17 protein-coding genes are annotated in these 17,629 nt (G+C 63.5%); 10 read left to right on the plus strand and 7 right to left on the minus strand.

Features of this window, described 5'->3' with window-relative positions; all coding sequences use genetic code 11:
* Positions 1-85 precede the first annotated feature (85 nt).
* Both HZ994_16955 and HZ994_16960 read left to right on the plus strand, forming a co-directional pair.
* On the plus strand, positions 86-967 hold the full coding sequence (locus tag HZ994_16955; protein QTN33931.1) for a polyprenyl synthetase family protein: 882 nt from the start codon (positions 86-88) through the stop codon (positions 965-967).
* A gap of 230 nt (positions 968-1,197) precedes the next feature.
* A complete protein-coding gene (locus HZ994_16960) occupies positions 1,198-2,226 on the plus strand; it encodes an Mrp/NBP35 family ATP-binding protein (protein QTN33932.1) in 1,029 nt (342 codons plus the stop codon).
* A gap of 13 nt (positions 2,227-2,239) precedes the next feature.
* Here the strand turns inward: HZ994_16960 and HZ994_16965 are convergent, their stop codons facing one another.
* From HZ994_16965 to HZ994_16980, 4 genes are all read right to left on the minus strand, one after another.
* On the minus strand, positions 2,240-2,992 hold the full coding sequence (locus HZ994_16965) for a tetratricopeptide repeat protein (protein ID QTN33933.1): 753 nt from the start codon (positions 2,990-2,992) through the stop codon (positions 2,240-2,242).
* Between the two features lie 76 nt (positions 2,993-3,068).
* Positions 3,069-3,635 carry a methyltransferase domain-containing protein gene (locus HZ994_16970; GenBank protein ID QTN33934.1) on the minus strand — a complete coding sequence of 189 codons (567 nt, stop codon included), beginning with the start codon at positions 3,633-3,635 and terminating at the stop codon, positions 3,069-3,071.
* Positions 3,632-4,609: an FAD-binding oxidoreductase gene (locus tag HZ994_16975; GenBank protein ID QTN33935.1), complete on the minus strand. Its 978-nt coding sequence runs from the start codon at positions 4,607-4,609 to the stop codon at positions 3,632-3,634. The genes HZ994_16970 and HZ994_16975 overlap by 4 nt, the downstream gene beginning before the upstream one ends.
* A 36-nt stretch (positions 4,610-4,645) precedes the next feature.
* Positions 4,646-4,888: a hypothetical protein gene (locus HZ994_16980; GenBank protein QTN33936.1), complete on the minus strand. Its 243-nt coding sequence runs from the start codon at positions 4,886-4,888 to the stop codon at positions 4,646-4,648.
* 87 nt (positions 4,889-4,975) lie between these two features.
* On the opposite strand from HZ994_16980, the gene HZ994_16985 reads away from it, so the two are divergent.
* The 4 genes from HZ994_16985 to HZ994_17000 all read left to right on the plus strand — a co-directional run bounded on the left by HZ994_16985 (position 4,976) and on the right by HZ994_17000 (position 10,656).
* Complete coding sequence (locus HZ994_16985) at positions 4,976-5,950, plus strand: Gfo/Idh/MocA family oxidoreductase (protein QTN33937.1); 975 nt, start codon at positions 4,976-4,978, stop codon at positions 5,948-5,950.
* 85 nt (positions 5,951-6,035) lie between these two features.
* Positions 6,036-6,851 carry a PDZ domain-containing protein gene (locus HZ994_16990; GenBank protein ID QTN33938.1) on the plus strand — a complete coding sequence of 272 codons (816 nt, stop codon included), beginning with the start codon at positions 6,036-6,038 and terminating at the stop codon, positions 6,849-6,851.
* A gap of 185 nt (positions 6,852-7,036) precedes the next feature.
* A complete protein-coding gene (locus tag HZ994_16995) occupies positions 7,037-8,158 on the plus strand; it encodes a M20 family metallopeptidase (GenBank protein QTN33939.1) in 1,122 nt (373 codons plus the stop codon).
* Positions 8,159-8,163: 5 nt separating this feature from the next.
* A complete protein-coding gene (locus HZ994_17000; protein ID QTN33940.1) occupies positions 8,164-10,656 on the plus strand; it encodes a ligase-associated DNA damage response DEXH box helicase in 2,493 nt (830 codons plus the stop codon).
* 49 nt (positions 10,657-10,705) lie between these two features.
* Here the strand turns inward: HZ994_17000 and HZ994_17005 are convergent, their stop codons facing one another.
* From HZ994_17005 to HZ994_17015, 3 genes are read right to left on the minus strand one after another with little or no spacing between them, the layout of a single operon-like run.
* A complete protein-coding gene (locus tag HZ994_17005; GenBank protein ID QTN33941.1) occupies positions 10,706-11,620 on the minus strand; it encodes an RluA family pseudouridine synthase in 915 nt (304 codons plus the stop codon).
* Positions 11,617-12,213 carry a hypothetical protein gene (locus tag HZ994_17010; GenBank protein ID QTN33942.1) on the minus strand — a complete coding sequence of 199 codons (597 nt, stop codon included), beginning with the start codon at positions 12,211-12,213 and terminating at the stop codon, positions 11,617-11,619. Before HZ994_17010 ends, HZ994_17005 begins: the two co-directional genes overlap by 4 nt.
* Positions 12,213-13,007, minus strand: coding sequence for a ParA family protein (locus tag HZ994_17015; protein QTN33943.1), 795 nt, complete (start codon positions 13,005-13,007; stop codon positions 12,213-12,215). Before HZ994_17015 ends, HZ994_17010 begins: the two co-directional genes overlap by 1 nt.
* Before the next feature lie 114 nt (positions 13,008-13,121).
* Between HZ994_17015 and HZ994_17020 the strand changes: the two genes are divergently transcribed.
* From HZ994_17020 to hisH, 4 genes are read left to right on the plus strand one after another with little or no spacing between them, the layout of a single operon-like run.
* Entirely contained in the window at positions 13,122-15,323 is a 2,202-nt protein-coding gene (locus HZ994_17020; GenBank protein QTN33944.1) for a DUF255 domain-containing protein, read from the plus strand.
* A 13-nt stretch (positions 15,324-15,336) separates the two neighbouring features.
* Complete coding sequence (locus HZ994_17025; GenBank protein ID QTN33945.1) at positions 15,337-16,401, plus strand: hypothetical protein; 1,065 nt, start codon at positions 15,337-15,339, stop codon at positions 16,399-16,401.
* A 20-nt stretch (positions 16,402-16,421) separates the two neighbouring features.
* Complete coding sequence (hisB, locus tag HZ994_17030; protein QTN33946.1) at positions 16,422-17,012, plus strand: imidazoleglycerol-phosphate dehydratase HisB; 591 nt, start codon at positions 16,422-16,424, stop codon at positions 17,010-17,012.
* Entirely contained in the window at positions 17,009-17,626 is a 618-nt protein-coding gene (gene hisH, locus HZ994_17035) for an imidazole glycerol phosphate synthase subunit HisH (protein QTN33947.1), read from the plus strand. The genes hisB and hisH overlap by 4 nt, the downstream gene beginning before the upstream one ends.
* Positions 17,627-17,629: the final 3 nt, after the last annotated feature.

The following is a 17,629-nucleotide window of genomic DNA, read 5'->3' on the forward strand; positions in this document are numbered from 1 at the left end:
CTTTCACGGACAAGGGAGCCTGGTTCCCGGTCTTGCCCCCGGAAAAATGCTTTCCAATCGGCGCGGGGCCTTTGATTTTCAGGCCATGGATCTGGATGGGTATCTCAAAGGGGCGGCGGCGGATGTGGATGCGGCGATGGACGGTTTCCTGCCAAGTGCCGACGAGCGTCCGGGAAGCATTCACGAGGCGATGCGCTATTGCATTTTTGCAGGCGGCAAGCGGCTCAGGCCGGTGCTTTGCATTGCGGCGGCCGAGGCTTGCGGCGGCAAGAGGGAGCATGCGCTTGCCGCTGCCTGTGCCGTGGAGCTGATGCACACATATTCCCTGGTGCACGACGACCTGCCCTGCATGGACGACGATGAACTGCGGCGCGGCCGCGCGACCTGCCACAAGGTCTATGGCGAGGGGATGGCGGTGCTTTGCGGCGATGCGCTGCTCACGGAGGCCTTCGCGGTGCTCGCGAAATCGGCTCCCGCCGGGCTTCATACAGTCGGTGACATGGTCGCGGAGCTGGCTCTCGCAGGCGGCAGCCGTAAGCTGATCGGCGGGCAGGTGCTGGATCTGGAAGGGGAGGGGAAAACGCTCCCCCTGGAGGAACTGGTCCGTATCCACGAGGCGAAGACCGCCGCGCTGCTGGCCGCCTCCGTCCGTCTCGGGGCGATGGCTGCCGGTGGCGGCCAGCGTGAGTTGGCGGCTCTGACCACCTTCGGACACGCCCTGGGGCTTGCCTTCCAGATCATCGACGACATCCTCGATGTCACCCAGACAACGGAAAACCTCGGCAAGACGGCGGGCAAGGACGAGGCGGTGCAAAAATCGACCTATCCGGCCGTGATCGGCCTGGAGGCATCGCGTGAAGAGGCCGGGCGGCTTACAGCCGAGGCTCTCGGCGCACTGGCTGTCTTCGGCGATGAGGCCGCGAGGCTCAGGCAGATTGCCGGGCGGATGCTGGTGCGGGAGTTCTGAGGCTCGATGTCCGAAGCCCGAGCTTCCGGGGGAGGCTCCTTGTCGCTGTCTCCGGCTGCTTGCGCTGTACCGGATTTTTTCGGTCAAGGTGTTCCGGGAGGATACGGAAAAGCTGGCATCGTTTTGTCTGCTGTGCGGGGTTGGGTTTTCATTGGTTAGCGGCGTTCCTCTCGGAGTTTCGCCCGGTATTGGGTTGCGTGTGTGGCGGATCTGCGGAGAGTGTGCGGCGTATGACGAATGTTGAGCAGATCAAGGAGGCGCTGAGGGCGGTGAAATACCCCGGTTTTTCGAGGGACATCGTTTCCTTCGGGCTGGTCAGGGGCGTGGATCTGGATGGTGACTCCGTGCGCGTGCGGATCGAGGTCGCCACCAAGGATGCGAAGGTGCCGCAGCAGATTTTCCAGGATGTGCATGCGGTGCTGGACGGCATCGAGGGGATCGCCTCCGTGAAGGTGGACATCGAGGTCAAGGACGCACCGGAGGCCGCGGGCGGAGCTGTGGGGAAAAGTTCCATCCCGGGCGTGAGGCGCATCATCGCCGTCGCTTCGGGTAAGGGCGGGGTGGGGAAATCAACCGTCGCCGCGAACATCGCCGTCGCCCTCGCGGCACGCGGGCTCAAGGTCGGTCTCTGCGATTGCGATCTCTACGGTCCGTCGGTCGCCCAGATGTTCGGCACGACCGAGCGGCCAGATGCGAACGAGCACGACGAGATCATCCCGATCGAGGCACACGGCATCAAGCTCATGTCGATGGGCTTTCTGCTCGAAGACAAATCACCGGTCATCGTCCGCGGGCCGATGGCGACGCGCTATACCCAGCAGTTCCTCCGCCAGGTGGCGTGGGGGGAGCTCGATGTGCTGGTGCTCGACCTTCCGCCCGGCACGGGAGACATCCAGCTCACCATCGTCCAGACCGTTGCGGTGGATGGCGCGGTCATCGTCACGACCCCGCAGGAGGTGGCGCTCATCGATGCGCGGAAGGCCGTGGCGATGTTCGCAAAGGTGAACGTGCCCATCCTCGGACTGATCGAGAACATGGCTTGGTTCGAGTGCGATGCGGGGAAGCGCTACTACTTGTTTGGCGAGGAGGGCGGGGTGCGCGAGGCGGAAGACATGGATGTCCCGCTGTTGGCACAGATCCCCATCGACATCCCGACCGGGAGGGGCGGGGAAAAGGGTGTCCCCGTCGCCCTGACGGATCCGAAGGACAGCAAGGTCTCGGCCGCCTTCCATGCGATGGTGGCCGGCCTGGAGATATGATCGCCGCCGCTTTTCAGGGCGCGGCGGGCGCTGTGTCGTCTCCGTAGAAGCTCTTGATGTAGCCGTATTCCACCAGCGTGTCCTGCCATGGCGCGATGATGTTCGGATCGCGGAAAATGCGGTTCGCGCGGGCCAGCCACTCCTCGGCCTCTAGCAGTTTCTCCTCATCGTAGGCGAGCGCCGCCTTGGCGTAGTAATAGTAGGGGGAATCGTCCTGGAAGTCGTATTTTTCCGCCATGATGAGGACTTCCTCGTCTTGGCCCAGCTTTTTCTTGCAGAGCAGGATCTTGAACTCGACGAGGCGGGACAGCGACATGTTGTTCTCGGGGATTTCGCGGAGGATTTCCTGGAAAAGGTCGTGGGCTTCCTTCCACTGCTTGGTGACAAAGAGCACTTCCGCGATGTTGAAGCGGATGCTCGTGTTTTTCGGGGAGATTTTGACCGCTTCCTCGAAGGCGGCGGAAGCCTTGTCGAAGGCGCGCATCTCCACGTAGCAGGAGCCGCGGAGGTTGAGAAGTTCCGCGCTTTTCGAGAAAATCTTCTCCGCTTCCCTGAGTGCTTCCAGGCACTCGAAGATGCGCTTCTGTTGGAAAAAGCGGGAGGCCTCCCCGAAGTTTTTCGCGAACTCCTTGCGCTCCTCTTCGGGCAGGTTGAGGAATTCCTTCTGCTCGGGGAGGAGTTCCTTGGCGGCTTCCTCGGGAGCCGCCGCATCCTGCGCATGAAGCGGGCAGAGCAGAAGGAGGAATAGAAATGGAAAATGTTTCATGGTCATCGGGGTTGGCCTAGCTTTAGACAGGGAAAGCGGAGGGGGCAAGAGGGAAGATGTGGCGGTTTTTCCGGCTCTAGCCTTGCTTGCAGGACAGCAGGATGAAGGGTGCGGGTTTTCCCTTGGCGATCAGGCCATAGCGGGCGGTGCGCAGCTCGGGTGCTGTGGAAATGGATTGCTCCACGGCATGCGCCTCCGCGTCCCCGCCGGGATGGGCGGGATAGCATGTCACCGCAAGGATGCCGCCGGGGGCGAGGATTCCGATGGCAGAGCGTAGCGCAGCGAGGGTTTCCTCCGTGCGGGTGATCACCGAGCTGTCGCCTCCCGGAAGGTAGCCGAGGTTGAAAACGATCACCGATGGCACCCCGCCCGCCGCGAACTCCGCCAGGTCCACATGGGTTCCGTGATGCAGGGCCACCCGCCCGCTGAGCCCTGCCGCGTCAAGTCGCACTCGCGTGGCCGAGATCGCCGGTTCCTGGATGTCGATGGCGATGACCCTGCCCGTTTCCCCGACGCATTCCGCAAGGAAAATCGTATCGAAGCCGTTGCCCGCGGTGGCGTCGATGGCCAGATCCCCCGGCGCAATGTGATAACGCAGCAGGGCGTGGAGGAGTTCTGTGGGCAGCGGCGGGAACGGGGTCATGGGGCTTCTGGCAGGATGAAATCGGGGTGCGGGGTCTTTCCGTCAAGCATCCAGTCGGCCAGCATAGCCGCAATGCCGGGCGCGTAGAGCGTGCCCTTGGAGCCGAGGCCGTTGAATGTCCAGTTCCCGCCACCATCCCTCCCGATGAGCGGCTGGCTCCTCCGCAGGATGGGCCGAACGCCGGCCACATGATCCCTCACCCCGAACTCCGCCCCGCCCAGCTTCGCTGCGATTTCCGATATCCTATTCAAACCCGCCGGGGTGGGGGACTCGTCGAGCTGATCCCACTCATAGGTTGATCCGACCCGGAAAAGTCCGCTGCCTATGGGCACCAGCCAGCCGCCCGCGCCGATGCGGATATGGCTCTCCGGCCAGGCGGCGCTCACCGTGAGGATCTCGCCTTTCGCACAGCGGTGGGGGCCAAGCTGCCCTTCCGTCAAGCCCGCCGCACCGGTGCAGAGGATCTGCCCGGGTGAGGATACGCAGTCGCCCTCGTCATACAGCCCGAGGCTTTCGAAATAGCGGCGGCTCAGGGAAATCAAGCCCGCCGCATCCAGCCAGCCACCGCCCCTGACCGCATAGGCGGCGAGGAAACCCGCAGGCACCTCCGCCGTTTCCCCATCCACCCATGCCGCCACCTCCGCAAGGCCGAGCTTCGAGGAAATCTTCCCCCGCTCCTTTTCCGATCCCGCAAGCCGCAGGATAGGCATCGGGTGCCATAAGGTGATGCCAAGTTCTTCCTCCACCCGCCGGTAGAAGGCGATGGCTGCCGGGTGAAACTCCGAGATCCGCCAGCTTGGCTCGAAGTTTTTCCCCGTCACCGGATTCACCATCCCCGCCGCAACCCGGGTGCTGCCACCGGCACCCCGGTCCGCGATCCGGAACGGCACCCCGCGCCACAGGAATTCCCACGCAAGGCAGCTCCCGGCCAAGCCTTGTCCGATGATCGTTTGCCCTTGGAAGTTCGTGCCCATGCCGCATGGCGAGGATTCCCCATGCTCCAACCCCCGTCACGTGAAATTCCAGACCGCACCCACCTTCCCGCCCTCTGCGAACTCCGCTTTCGTGAATGCCTGCCGCTTGTCCTCCTTGCCCCGGCTGATGTTGTCCGCCCAGCGCTGGACGCGGCGCATCACCGGCAGCCTTTCCCAGCGGATGTGGGAAACGGATGGAGTGAACCATGCGAAGCGCCTGTCCCCGTCCGTGCACATCAGCGCGACATCCTGACGGGACAGCTGCCATCGGATTCGCACCGCTGTGCCTTTCCCTGCAGTGGGGGCACCTGTTCACCCCTGGCCTTTGATCTTTCAACCAGGTGGGTTATCCGGCTATCCATGCGCATGCGGATGGAACAGTTGCGCTGGGGGATTCTGGGCTGCGGGAACGTGACGGAGGCCAAGAGCGGTCCGGCCTTCGGGAAGGTGCCGGGCAGTTCGCTTGTCGCAGTGATGCGGCGGGACGGTGCGAAGGCGGCGGACTACGCGGAGCGCCACGGGGTGGGGCGCTGGCATGATACGGCGGGAACCCTGATCAACGATCCCGGGGTGAATGCGGTCTACATTGCGACGCCGCCGGGATCGCACTGCGAGCTCGCGCTGGAAGTGGCTGCTGCGGGAAAGCCATGCTATGTCGAGAAGCCGATGGCGCGGAACGCCGCCGAGTGCCAGAAGATGGTCGATGCCTTCGCAGCGGCGGGGCTCCCGCTTTTCGTCGCCTACTACCGTCGCGGCCTGCCCCATTTCACGCAAGTGAAGGCGATGATTGATGATGGCCGCCATGGCCCCTTGCTCGGCGTTCGCTACCAATTTTACAGCGGCCACCAGGCGAATGGAACGCCGGAAGGCTGGCGTTACCAGCCGGAGATATCGGGCGGAGGCTTGTTCTGGGATCTGGGGAGCCATGCGCTGGATCTTTTCGATTGGTGGCTCGGCCCGCTCGGATTCGTCCAAGGACAGGCATCGAAACAATCAGAAGCCTCGCCCGTGGAGGAAGCCGTCGCCATGACAGCCGTTTCAGGAAGCGGGGTTTCCTTCGTCGGGGACTGGAGCTTCATCAGCCGCGAGGACGTGGACAGGTTCGAGCTGGAGTTCGCACATGCCCGTGTCAGCGGATCCGTTTTCGGCCCGATGGAGTTGCGCATCGAGACGGAGATCGGGGAGACCCAGACCCTCGTCTACCCTCAGCCAGAACACATCCAGTCCGGATTGATCGCGAACATTGTCTCTAGCCTCCGCACCGGAGCCCCGGCACTGAGCACAGGTGTCACGGCTGCGCGAACCAATGCGGTCATCGACAAGGTTGCGGCCACTGCGTGACCTCCGGCTCATCGCTTTTCCGGCCCTAGCCCCGCAACTAGGAAAGACAAAACAAGCCCCGCAGCGGCGCTATCCCTACACGGCCATGAAAACCCAATCAGTCCTCTCATTCCTCGGCGCGATCATCGCTGCCTTCACTCTCCTCCCTGCAGTGGCTCAGGAGAAATCCAAACCCGAAATCCGGGTGATCGAATTTGCCGAAAGCGATGGGCTGAGGGTGGAAGACATGCGGAAGCGGATCGAAGAGCGCCTCAAGCAGGCAGACATCGACATGAGCCCGGAAATGCGCCGCGAGCTGATGAAATCGTTGCGTCGCCCTGCGGGCGATGTTCCCGGGGATGCCAAACCAAGGGGCGAGGCGCCCACGAAAGCCCCGAATGAACAACCATGGATGATCGGCCTGATGGTTGAGCCGGTGGACGATTTGCTCCGCACCCATCTTGATCTGCCCAAGGACGTTGGGGTGATGGTTACCCGGACGGTTCCCGGCAAGCCCGCCGCCGCAGCGGGTATCGTGCCCAACGACATCCTTCTCTCCGCAGGCGACCGCAAGATTGCGGGCATCGGAGACCTCAGGGATGCGGTGCAAGCCGCAGGGAAGTCCGGGAAACCGCTCAAGCTTGCCATCATCCATGAAGGAAAGCGGCGCGAGGTCAGCATCGATCCCGATGGCCCGAAACCGGAGCAGGAGAAAAAGGACGACAAACCATCCGGCGGCGTGGAGCGCGGACAAATGCTCCGCCCGGGTGTGGACGCCATGCAGCGCCATAACCGCCAGATGGAGGAAATGGGCAACCAGATGCGCCGCATGAACCAGCAAATCGAAAGGCAGCAGAAGCAGATCGAGATGCTTGAAAAACGCCTCGCCGAGAGCAACCGGAACCGGCCCGAGCCGGATTGATCGGCCGACATCGGAAGCGGGGCGCGAATTTCCCTCTCCTCCGCCCGGGCCCCGTCCCGCCGCATCTCACAAGCCGGACCGGACTTCTGGATTTCCATGGACGGTTGTGTGGTGAGAGGGCCAGCCCTTCCGCCTCCCTATCCCTTCAGGTTTGAATTTTGGGGTTTGGAGCTTAGGGTCACCCCATGTTTCTCCAGCAGCTCATCCGCATCCCTTCCGTCAACCCCGACCACGCCACCCCGACCAGGCCCGGCCTGAGCGGAGAAAAGGCGATGGCCGACTTCCTTGCAAGCCACCTCACCGAAGCAGGTGCCGAGGTCACCCTTGAGGAAATCCAGCCGAGCCGCCCGAACCTCATCGCCCGCTTCGCCCCGCTCGATGGCCGCCCCCGCATCCTCCTCGGCCCACACCTCGATACCGTCAGCGTCACGGGCATGATCATAGACCCCTTCTCCGGCGAGATCCGCGACGGAAAAATCTGGGGACGCGGCGCATCCGATACGAAAGGCCCCATGGCTGCGATGGTCGAAGCCCTGCTGGAAAACAAGCGCATTCTGGCCGATCTCCCCGTCGCAGTCGATTTCGTCGCCTTCATGGGCGAGGAGGCCTCACAGCACGGCTCCAAACACTTCGCCCGGCACCATGCGAAGCACTACCGGTTCGCCATCGTCGGCGAGCCGACATCGATGGACATCGTTCACATCACCAAGGGTTCCCTTTGGGCCACCCTGACAGCCACCGGCGTCCCCGCCCATTCCTCCCAGCCGCATCTCGGCGACAACGCCATCCTCAAGCTCTCCCGCTCCCTCCTCGATCTCCAGGAATATCTCTCCCCGGCGCTAGCCGCATACGCCAATCCCATCCTCGGCCCCTCGACCATCAATATCGGCACAGTCAACGGCGGCACCGCCCCGAACATCGTCCCGGACTGCGCGACGGCACAAATCGACATCCGCCTGACACCCGAGCTTCACTCTTCCGGCGGAGCCCTCCAGCTTCTCCGCGAAGCCATCGCCCAGCTCCGCCTGCCTCTGGAAATTTCCTACGCCCATGAAAACCCGCCCATGGAGACCGATCCGCAAGATCCGTACATCAGGAAACTCCTCTCCACCCATGTCGGCACCCGGCTTGTCGGAGCGCCGTGGTTCTCGGATGCCGCCCACCTCTCCGCCGCCGGCCTGCCCGCGATCTGCATCGGCCCCGGATCCATCGCCCAGGCACACACCAAGGATGAGTATATCGAGATCGCCGCCTACGAGGAAGGCCGGGCGTTCTTCTCCACATTCATCCGCTCCCTCGCCGACTGAGCGCAATGCCCACCCCCGCCGCCTTCCTGGAATCCAAGGGTTTCAAGCCCTTCCCGTTCCAGAAACAAGCCTGGGCCGCCTACCGCAAGGGTGAATCCGGCCTGCTCCATGCCCCCACCGGGCAGGGGAAAACCATGGCTGTCTATCTCGCCCCGCTCGCTGATTCCCTTGATGCGGAGTCTTGCGCCATCCTCTGGGTCACACCGCTCCGCGCCCTCGCCGCAGACACCCTCCGCGCCCTCCGTGAGGCCCAGCAATTCTATCATCCCGGACTCACCGCCGAAGCCCGCACCGGCGATACCCCCCCCGCCCTCCGCGCCCGCCTCCGCAAGAAGCTTCCCCACACCCTCGTCACCACCCCGGAGTCGCTCTCTCTCATGCTCACCCACCCGGAGACGCGGGAGAAATTCCGGAACCTGCGCTGTGTCATCATCGATGAATGGCACGAGCTCCTCGGCACGAAACGCGGTGTCCAGACCGAGCTCTGCCTAGCCCGCCTCCGCACATGGCTTCCCGCCCTCCGCGTCTGGTCACTCTCCGCCACCATCGGCAACCTCGAAGAAGCAGCCTCCACGATTGGTCCAAGTCTTCCACTGAGCACCGATCACTCGGCGCCCGGCACCCCGACCATCATCTCCGCCTCCCTCAGGAAGGAGATCGTCATCGAAACCCTCATCCCAAGGGAGATCGACAACTTCCCTTGGTCCGGCCACATCGGCACCTCCCTGGCCCCGCAGGTCATCCGCCGCATCGAGACCGCGAAATCCACCCTGCTCTTCACCAACACCCGCTCCCAGACGGAAATCTGGTTCCAGGAAATCCTGCAACTCCGCCCTGCGTGGAAAAACCTCATCGCCATGCACCACGGCTCGCTCGACCGCGCCGAGCGCGACATCGCGGAGCGCGGCCTGCGCGATGGCTCCCTGAAATGTGTCGTGGCCACCTCATCCCTGGATCTCGGGGTGGACTTCTCACCCGTTGACCAGGTCATCCAGATCGGCTCCCCGAAAGGTGTCGCGCGCCTGCTCCAGCGCGCAGGCCGCTCCGGCCACCAACCGGGAGCGCCCTCGAAAATCCTCGGTGTCCCCACCAACGCGCTGGAACTCATCGAATTCGCCGCAGCCCGCAAGGCCGCACAGGACAAGGCCATCGAGTCGCGCCAACCGCTGCCCAAGCCATTGGACGTACTCGTCCAGCACCTCGTAACCTGCGCGATCGGCGAGCCTTTCCTCCCCTGTGAAATGCTCGCCGAAATCCGCTCCGCCCACGCCTACAGGGATCTGACGGAAGCCGAGTGGCAATGGGCGCTCATCTACATCACCCGGGGCGGGAAAGCCCTTGCCGCCTACCCGCAATACCAGAAAGCCTGTATCGACCCGGAAGGCCGCTACGCCGTGACCGACAAGCATCTGGTCACCCGCCACCGCCTCTCCATCGGCACCATCACCTCGGACTCGCACATCTCGCTGAAATTCGCCAACGGCCACAGCCTGGGGAGCGTCGAGGAAGGCTTCATCTCGAAGCTCAAGCCCGGCTCCACCTTCATCTTTTCCGGCCGCCATCTCAGCCTCGTCCGCATCCGGCAGAAAACCGCCACCGTGAAGCCCGCCACGAAAACCGCCAAAGGCAAGGTCGCCATCTGGGGGGGCGCCAAGATGCCTCTCTCCACCGAGCTCGCCCATGCCTTTTCCGATCTCATCCACAAGGAGGGGCGGAATCCCTCCGTCCGGGAATCCAAGTCTTCCGCTGATGACCGATCACTGGTCACCCGGCACGGCTCGCCAGAGCTGCAAGCCGTTTCACCCATATTGTCCGTTCAGCGAAAGTGGTCCCGCCTGCCCTCGGATTCCTTCCTCCTCATTGAGCACACCCGCTCCCGCGAGGGCGAGCACCTCTTCCTCTATCCCTTTGCAGGCCGCCTCGCCCACGAAGGCCTCGCCGCCCTCCTGGCTTTCCGCATTTCCCGCAAAAACCCGGAGACCATCACCGCCACCCAGAACGATTACGGTCTCTCGCTGACGGCAAGACGCGGTCTCCCTTTTTCCGAGGATAGCCTGCGCCAGCTCCTCGCCCCGGAAAACCTCCTTGCGGATCTGCTGGAGTGCATGAACACCGCCGAGCTCGCCCGCCGCCAGTTCCGCGAGATCGCGCGGGTCTCCGGCCTGATCCTCCAACCCATGCCCGGACGCCAGGCTGCCTCACAGCGCGAGCTGCAATCCTCCGCCACGCTCCTCTACGAAGTCCTCCAGCGCTACGATCCGGAAAATCTCCTTCTCGCCCAGTCCGAGCGGGAGATCCTCGAAAAGCAGCTCGAGCTCACCCGCCTCAGGTCATGCCTGGACAAGATCCGCTCCCAAGCCCTCGATCTCCGCGAAACCGAAAAGCTCACCCCCTTTGCCTTCCCCCTCTGGGCCGAGCGCCTCCAGGCCACGCACATCGGCCCCGATGCGGCCACCCGCCTCGAGGCGATGCTCGAGGAGCTGAAGTCCGCACTGTGAACCGATGGATCGGGCGGCCTTGGATGTCCCCTCGGCCATTTCCGCGCAATCAGCCACCGGTCATCTCCAGCCATGGCCTGAAATCCTCCGGGGGAGGGGCGGTGAAGTGGAGCTTCTTTCCGGAAACGGGATGCTCGAAGGAGAGCTGCCAGGCGTGGAGCATCAATCGCGGGGTGGGGAGCTCGTGCTTTTTCCCGTAGATGGTATCGCCGAGGATGGGGGTGCCGATGTGGTGGAGGTGGACGCGGATCTGGTGGGTGCGGCCGGTGTGGAGGTGGCAGAGCAATAGGGCTGTCTTCGTCGCAAGATCGGTGGCGAGGGTTTCGTAATCGGTGATCGCGGTCTTGCCGGCCGGCGGCGTGATGACGGCCATTTTCTGGCGGTTCACCGGGTGGCGGCCGATGTGGGTGAAGATCGTGTCCTTGGCCTTCGCGGGGATGCCATGGGTGACGGCGAGGTAGAGCTTCTCCATCGTCGTGCGCTCGGAAAACTGGGTGGTGAGCGACTGGTGGGCGATGTCGGTCTTGGCGACGACGAGGCAGCCCGATGTGTCCTTGTCGAGGCGGTGGACGATGCCGGGACGCTCGACCCCGCCGATGCCGGAGAGCTTGCCCTTGCAATGGTGGAGCAGGGCGTTGACAAGCGTGCCGTCGGGGTTGCCCGGGGCGGGGTGGACGACGATGCCGTGAGCCTTGTGGAGCACGATGATGTGCTCGTCCTCAAAAAGGATGTCGAGCGGGATGTCCTGCGGCGCTGCGATGTCCGGCGTGGCCTCGGGAATCACTATGGATATAGTATCTCCGTCCCTGACTGGGTCGCGCGGCTTGGCCGGCTTTCCGTTGGCGAGGATGTATTGCTCGCGGATCAGCGCCTGGATGCGGGAGCGGGAGAGCTCCGCGAGCCGGGCGGCTAGGTAGGCATCGAGGCGGTCGTGGTTGCCTTCGGCTGAAATTTCGAGGCTCACGCGGGGGAGGCCGTTTGGATGAGGACTTCGGTGATGGTCTGGACGTGGTTGGCGGGGAGGGACTCCGGGACGATGGCTCCGAGCACGATGCGCCCGTAGGGGGTTTCACAGGGGACGACCTCAAGGATGGATGCGGGGCCGATCTTCACGTGGATGTTGCCGGAGCCGCGGGACGCGAGGGCAAGGTTCCGCGCCATGAAATGGAGCCGGCCGTGGCCGCTTTCGTCGAAGATGACCTTCCCTTCCCGGTCGAGGATGAAAATGTCGGTGGCACGGAAATGCTTCGCCAGCCAATCGCGGAAGATCTGGATTCGCTCCAGGAAGCGTGTGCGGGATGGGGCGGCGGGAGGCGGCTCTGGGGATTGCGCCGGAGCGGCGGTTGGCCCGACGATTTTCCCGACGAGGGGAGCTGGTGCCGGGGCTTCCGGTTGCGGTGGGGCGGCCGGCTGCGCATCGGATGTCATGAACCCGACGAAGGAGGAATCGAAGCCTGGATCCGCCGCCGATAGGCGAGCGGGTGCGACGGGCCGGAGCAACTGCTCGGCGAGGTGCCGCACCTCCGAGGGGTCAAGCCATGGGTTGACGGGATCCATCAGTGGGGCTGGAAATTATGGTGGTGGCGGGATTTGGAGAGTTTCGCCTGCACTTCCGCGCGCAGGGAATCGAAGACCGTTTCCGCTCCCGCCCCATCCTCGAGGACACCGACGGGCAGGCCTTTTGCACTGGCGCGGATGTAGATCTCGTCGCGAGGGATGGTGGTCTGGAAAAGCATTTCCTCGGGGAGAAGCTGGCGCAGGGCGGTGGCGGACTCGGTGCTCTCGGCCAGCCCCTGCTGGATCATCGTGAGGCAGACGCCGAGGACGTTGAGGCGCGGGTTGATGATGCGGAGCCGGTTGAGCCCTTCCAGGAGCTTCGGCACGGAGCGGATGCCAAGCGGCTCCGCCTGCTGTGGGATGATGAGGGCGTCCGCCGATGCGATGATGTCGTTGGTCACGCCGAAGAGGCCGGCCGCGGTGTCGATCAGGCAAATGTCGTGGCGGCGGGCGGCGGCGTTCCTGAGAAAAGCCTTCACGCGGGCGAGGTGGGAGCCGGATGAGCCGTTGCCCGCCTCGTAATCGCTGGCCTGGCCGGCGGCAACGAGGGATAAGGTTTCGAGCCGCGTCGGGACGACGAGGCGCTCCATCGGGATGCCAGGATCCGCGAGGAAATCGTAGAATCCCGGGAGCAGCCGCGACTGCCTGGTGAGGGACAGGCCGACGGAACCCTGTGGATCCGCATCCACGAGCAGGGTGTTGAGCCCGGCGCGCGCAAAGGCGTGGGCGAGGTTGATGGAAAGTGTGGTTTTACCCACACCGCCCTTTTGGCTGGAGATGGCGATGCTGATCACGCGGGGAACGGAGAATCCTTGTGGGGAGAGGTTAGCGGCGGGCGGTCGCAGCGGAAGTCTTTTCTTCTTCTCTTGGCAAGTCCGCGGGTTTTGTGGATGCTCTGCGGAAGCAACGTGAATCCGGCCAACCCAAAGCGACTCATCCCGGCAGGAATTGCTGCCGCAGGGTTCCTGTCGCTTGGCTCTTGCCGCGATAGGGCGGTGGAAGCGGAGATGCCTCCCGATCTCCCCCAATCACGCATCTCGTCGCTTGCAGGCAGGAACAATCTCGCGGGCCTGCCGGGCATGGTTTACCCTGCTGCGGAAAAATCCCCCATCCACTGGCAGCCGTGGACGGAGGACAGCAAGAAAATGGCGCGCGATGCCGGGAGGCTCATGCTGGTTGTGATCGCGATCCCGCAGCAGCCTTCCTATGCCGGTGTGCTCGGCCAGCTGGGCTCGGATCCCGCTACGGTGCAGGCGATCAACAGCACATACGTCCCCGTCCTGGTTGATGGCGATGCGGTGCGCGAACTGGGCATTCTCACCGCCGGGCTTTGCTCCGAGATCGGGAGCGGCCTGCAACTGCCGCTCATGGTCTGGATGACCCCGGAATCCAATCCCGTCGCATGGATACCGCTTCCTTCCGATGAGTCCGCCTCTGCGGTGGATCTATTCACCCAATCGCACGGCATGGTCGGCAACATGTGGATCGAGGATCCCCGGTACGTGGCGGATAACAGCCGGATGGATCAGAAAAACCGCTCGGAAAGGATGATGAAAAGGGTGGCGGAGCGGGAACTCAGCAAGCAGCCCGCACAAGATTCGCTCCGTGCCCTGCGGCAGCTCACCTCGCTCTATGATCCGGTCTCTCGAACCTTCGACGAGGCCGGCGGGCTTTTTCCCTGCGGTGCCATCGACCTGCTCGCCATGGGAGCGCGCATGGAGGCTGTGCCCGCCGACTTGCGGGAAAAAAGCAGGATGACGCTGTCTTGCCTCCTCGATGACCTGCTCTCCAGCGCGATGTTCGACCCTCTCGACGGCGGCGTTTTCAACGCCCGGCGCGGATCCACATGGTCGTTGCCCGGTTTCCACAGGGATTGCACAGCCCAGGCACGGGTCGTCATTTCTCTCCTCGACGGCTATGAGGTGACGGGCAATGATCTGGCGCTGGAACGTGCCCTTGGATGCCTCGCATTCATGGAAAAAACCTACCGCACGCGGGAGGGGCTTTTCCGCATCGGCGGGGGGGAAATAGGTGCGGCCGAGAATTGGCTCTGGCGCCTTGAGGATGTACAGGGCGCGCTCAGCGAATCGGAGCTTGCCGCTTGGATCATTGCCTCCGGCATGGAAGCGCCCGGGAACCTGCCCTCGGAGGTGGATCCCCTCAGGCAGTTTTTCAGGGCAAACAGCATTTCCGCCGCGAAAACAGATGCCGAGGTCGCGGCGGAACTCGGCGCCGATCCCGCAGCCACGCGCGAAGCTCTCGCCCGTGCCCGTGAAAAGCTCCTCAAGGTTCGCAACAGCCGCCTGAGCCCATCCCCGGATAGCCAGGGGGCCAGCGCGTCGGCAAGCTTCCGCGCCGTCAGCGCATACGCCTCGGCATATCGCATCACCGGCAAGGTGGAGTTCCGTGATCTCGCCGTATCCACCCTTGCGAAGTCCAGGGTGGCCTTCGCGGACGGCCCGCGCCTGAAGTCCTACGAGAGCGATGCGCCGGAGAGCATCGTGGCCGCCCGCGCCTTCATCTATGGTCTTGCCATCCAGGCAGCTCTCGATGTTGCCGCCGTCTCCTTGGATGAGTCATGGAACATCTGGGCGGGCGATCTTTCCAGCACGGCTTCCGAGCTTTTCATGAAGGATGGCGCACCGGTCGAATGCCCTGCCTATGCGGATCTCTCGCGCCTGCCCATCGCGGATCTCGCCATGCTCTTCGACGAATCCAGCATCGGCCTTTTCGCGATGGCGGAAAGCCGCCTGGAAGCTCTCGGCATCCCTTTCGTACCAGCCTTCGCGGAGCTTGTCGCAGGCCTCCCCATGGACTCGCTCGACAGCCCCATCCTGCATACGGATCTCATCCAGGCGGCCATCATGAAGCATCATGGCATCACCTGCATCCATTCAGCGGGCGCAACGGAGGAAATGAGGATTGCCATCGCAAGAAGCCCCCTCAAGGGCATGAACCGCCGCTCATCCGCCCGCGAAGGCGAGGTTCCGGATCCCAAGGGTGCTCTCATCCTCGGGCCGGGAAAGGAAGTCCGCCAAGCGGCCAACGCCGCCGATATCCGTGCGATCTTTGCCATAAGCCCCAATGTATCCGTATCTAACAACAAGTAAACAGACCCTTGCCATGAACACCCGCAAACCCATGCTGGCAGCAGCCGCCTGCCTCTTCCTTTCCACCCAGCCATCCCCGGCGGACACCATCATCCTCAAAAACGGGGAGAGCGTCCGGGGAAATGTGATCCGCGAGGATGCCGAGAGCTACACCGTGGAGATCAAGGTGGGCACGATCCGCGATGAAAAGGTTTTCCCCAAGGCCGATGTCAGCCGCATCGAGAAGGAGAAGGCCGACGACAAGGCTTTCCGGGAAATCGAGGGACTGTCACCAGCCCCGGAGCTTCTCGGCAAGGAGGGATACGAGGCTCGGATGAAAAAAATCGAGGGATTCATAAAGGATTACCCGGATAGCGCGAAGGCCGCGGCCGCAGCGGAAATGCTCGAAGCCCTGGCCGCCGAGTACGCCATTGTCGCCGCAGGTGGCATCAAGTTCGGGGAGGAAATGGTGACCGTGGAAGCTTACGAGGCGAACGCATACGAATACGACGTGAAAATCGCGGAGAGACGGATCAAGGATGATGTCGCGCGCCGCGACCTGCTCGGAGCGCTGCGCAAGTTCACCGAATTTGGCGAGAGATACGGGGAGCCGCCAAGCTACCAGGGCATAGCCACACTCATGCTCCAGGTTCTCCAGGCCTATCGCAACAGCCTGCAGGAAAACCTTGCGTCCCTGGAATCGCGCACCGAGAAGCGGCAGGCCGGCCTGGCCGTGATGGCCAACGAAGACCGTGCCAAGACAGAACGCGCACTCAAGGAGCAGATGGAGAAAGTACAGGCGAATTACCAGGAGGAGAAGTCTTCCGGTCAGAAATGGGTCACCCCCGATTCCTTCCACAAGGAATCCATGGACGAGGCCCTGCGCCAGGTGGTTGCCGAGACGGCGAGGCTGGAAGGCCGGCCAGCAGCCGTGGCTCTGGAGATGCCGCACGCCCTGGCATACCGCACCGCATGGGCGGCGCTTGCCGATGCCTCGGATGAGGAGAAGAAAAAGATCCTAGACGATGCCAAGCAGAACCGCCTCTCGGAATACTACCTCGAAAAGCTCCGGGTCCGCGCGGATCTCCCGCAAAACTGATCCCAAGAACCGACAGCGATATGGAACCAAGGAATGCGAAGCGCAGCCGCCGGACGGCGGAGACGGATATAGAGCTTGAGATCCGCCTCGACGGCAGCGGCGTCTCGGAAGTCGATACGGGCATCCCGTTCTTCGACCACATGCTCACGCTATTCTCGAAGCACGGCCTCTTCGATCTAACGGCGCGCGTCCAGGGCGATATCGAGGTGGACCACCACCACACCATCGAGGACACCGGCATCGTCATCGGCGAGGCCATGCGCGAGGCGCTCGGCACCAAAGAGGGGATACGCCGCTACGGCTCCGCCTATCTGCCCATGGACGAAACCCTTGTCCGCGTCGTCGTTGATCTCAGCAACCGCCCCCACCTCGAGTTCCGGGCTCCGGCCGGCACGCCCTCCGCGCCGAACATGCCCTTCACGCTCGTCGAGGAATTCTGCCGCGCCCTTGCCTGCAACCTCCGAGCCAACATCCACGTGGAACTGCTGTACGGGCGCGACGGCCACCACATCGCCGAGGCCGTCTTCAAGGGCTTGGCGCGGGCGCTCCGCGAGGCCTGCGAGAAGGATGCGCGAGTCAAAGGGATCCCTAGCACCAAGGAAGCGCTGTGAGGATAGGCCTGCTAGATTACGGCGGGGGGAATCTCCGCAGCGTCCACAACGCCATCCTCGCGCTGGGTCACCAACCCGCCGTCCTCTCCTCCCCGGAGGGCCTGGATCGCATCACGCACCTCATACTCCCCGGCCAGGGCGAGTTTGGCGATGTGATGGCGCAGCTCGGCAGGCGCGACCTGATCTCACCCCTGCGGGAATGGATTTCCGCAGGCAAGCCCTACTTCGGCATCTGTGTCGGCTACCAGATCCTCTTCGAGGGCAGCGACGAGGCGCCAGGAATCGACGGCTTGGGTATCGTCAAGGGCCGCTGCATCCGCTTTTCAGATGCCCCCGGAAAAAAAATCCCGCAGATGGGCTGGAACTCCGCCATCCCGCAGGCAGGAGCCTCCCGATTCTGGAAAGGCCTTGGCGGCGAGCCCTATTTTTACTTCGTCCACTCCTACTTCCCGGTGCCGGAAGATTCTTCGTGGTCGCCCTCCGTCTGCGATTACGCCGGGGAAAGATTTGCCGCCAGCGTGGAAAAGGGGGATGTCCTTGCCTGCCAGTTCCACCCGGAGAAAAGCCAGGATGCCGGCCTTGCCCTTATCCGGAATTTCCTAACCGCAGGATAGCGC

This window comes from Akkermansiaceae bacterium, from assembly GCA_017798145.1.
In the GTDB taxonomy this organism is placed as follows: Bacteria; Verrucomicrobiota; Verrucomicrobiia; order Verrucomicrobiales; family Akkermansiaceae; genus Luteolibacter.

Excerpts from the sequence above, each read along its gene's own strand:
- HZ994_17025 (QTN33945.1), top strand. The coding sequence starts at position 15,337 with ATGAACACCCGCAAACCCATGCTGGCAGCAGCCGCCTGCCTCTTCCTT.
- HZ994_16975 (QTN33935.1), bottom strand. The coding sequence starts at position 4,609 with ATGGGCACGAACTTCCAAGGGCAAACGATCATCGGACAAGGCTTGGCC.
- HZ994_16965 (QTN33933.1), bottom strand. The coding sequence starts at position 2,992 with ATGAAACATTTTCCATTTCTATTCCTCCTTCTGCTCTGCCCGCTTCAT.
- HZ994_16955 (QTN33931.1), top strand. The coding sequence starts at position 86 with ATGGATCTGGATGGGTATCTCAAAGGGGCGGCGGCGGATGTGGATGCG.
- HZ994_16985 (QTN33937.1), top strand. The coding sequence starts at position 4,976 with ATGCGGATGGAACAGTTGCGCTGGGGGATTCTGGGCTGCGGGAACGTG.
- HZ994_17000 (QTN33940.1), top strand. The coding sequence starts at position 8,164 with ATGCCCACCCCCGCCGCCTTCCTGGAATCCAAGGGTTTCAAGCCCTTC.
- HZ994_16960 (QTN33932.1), top strand. The coding sequence starts at position 1,198 with ATGACGAATGTTGAGCAGATCAAGGAGGCGCTGAGGGCGGTGAAATAC.
- hisB (QTN33946.1), top strand. The coding sequence starts at position 16,422 with ATGGAACCAAGGAATGCGAAGCGCAGCCGCCGGACGGCGGAGACGGAT.
- HZ994_16990 (QTN33938.1), top strand. The coding sequence starts at position 6,036 with ATGAAAACCCAATCAGTCCTCTCATTCCTCGGCGCGATCATCGCTGCC.
- HZ994_16970 (QTN33934.1), bottom strand. The coding sequence starts at position 3,635 with ATGACCCCGTTCCCGCCGCTGCCCACAGAACTCCTCCACGCCCTGCTG.
- HZ994_17010 (QTN33942.1), bottom strand. The coding sequence starts at position 12,213 with ATGGATCCCGTCAACCCATGGCTTGACCCCTCGGAGGTGCGGCACCTC.
- HZ994_16995 (QTN33939.1), top strand. The coding sequence starts at position 7,037 with ATGTTTCTCCAGCAGCTCATCCGCATCCCTTCCGTCAACCCCGACCAC.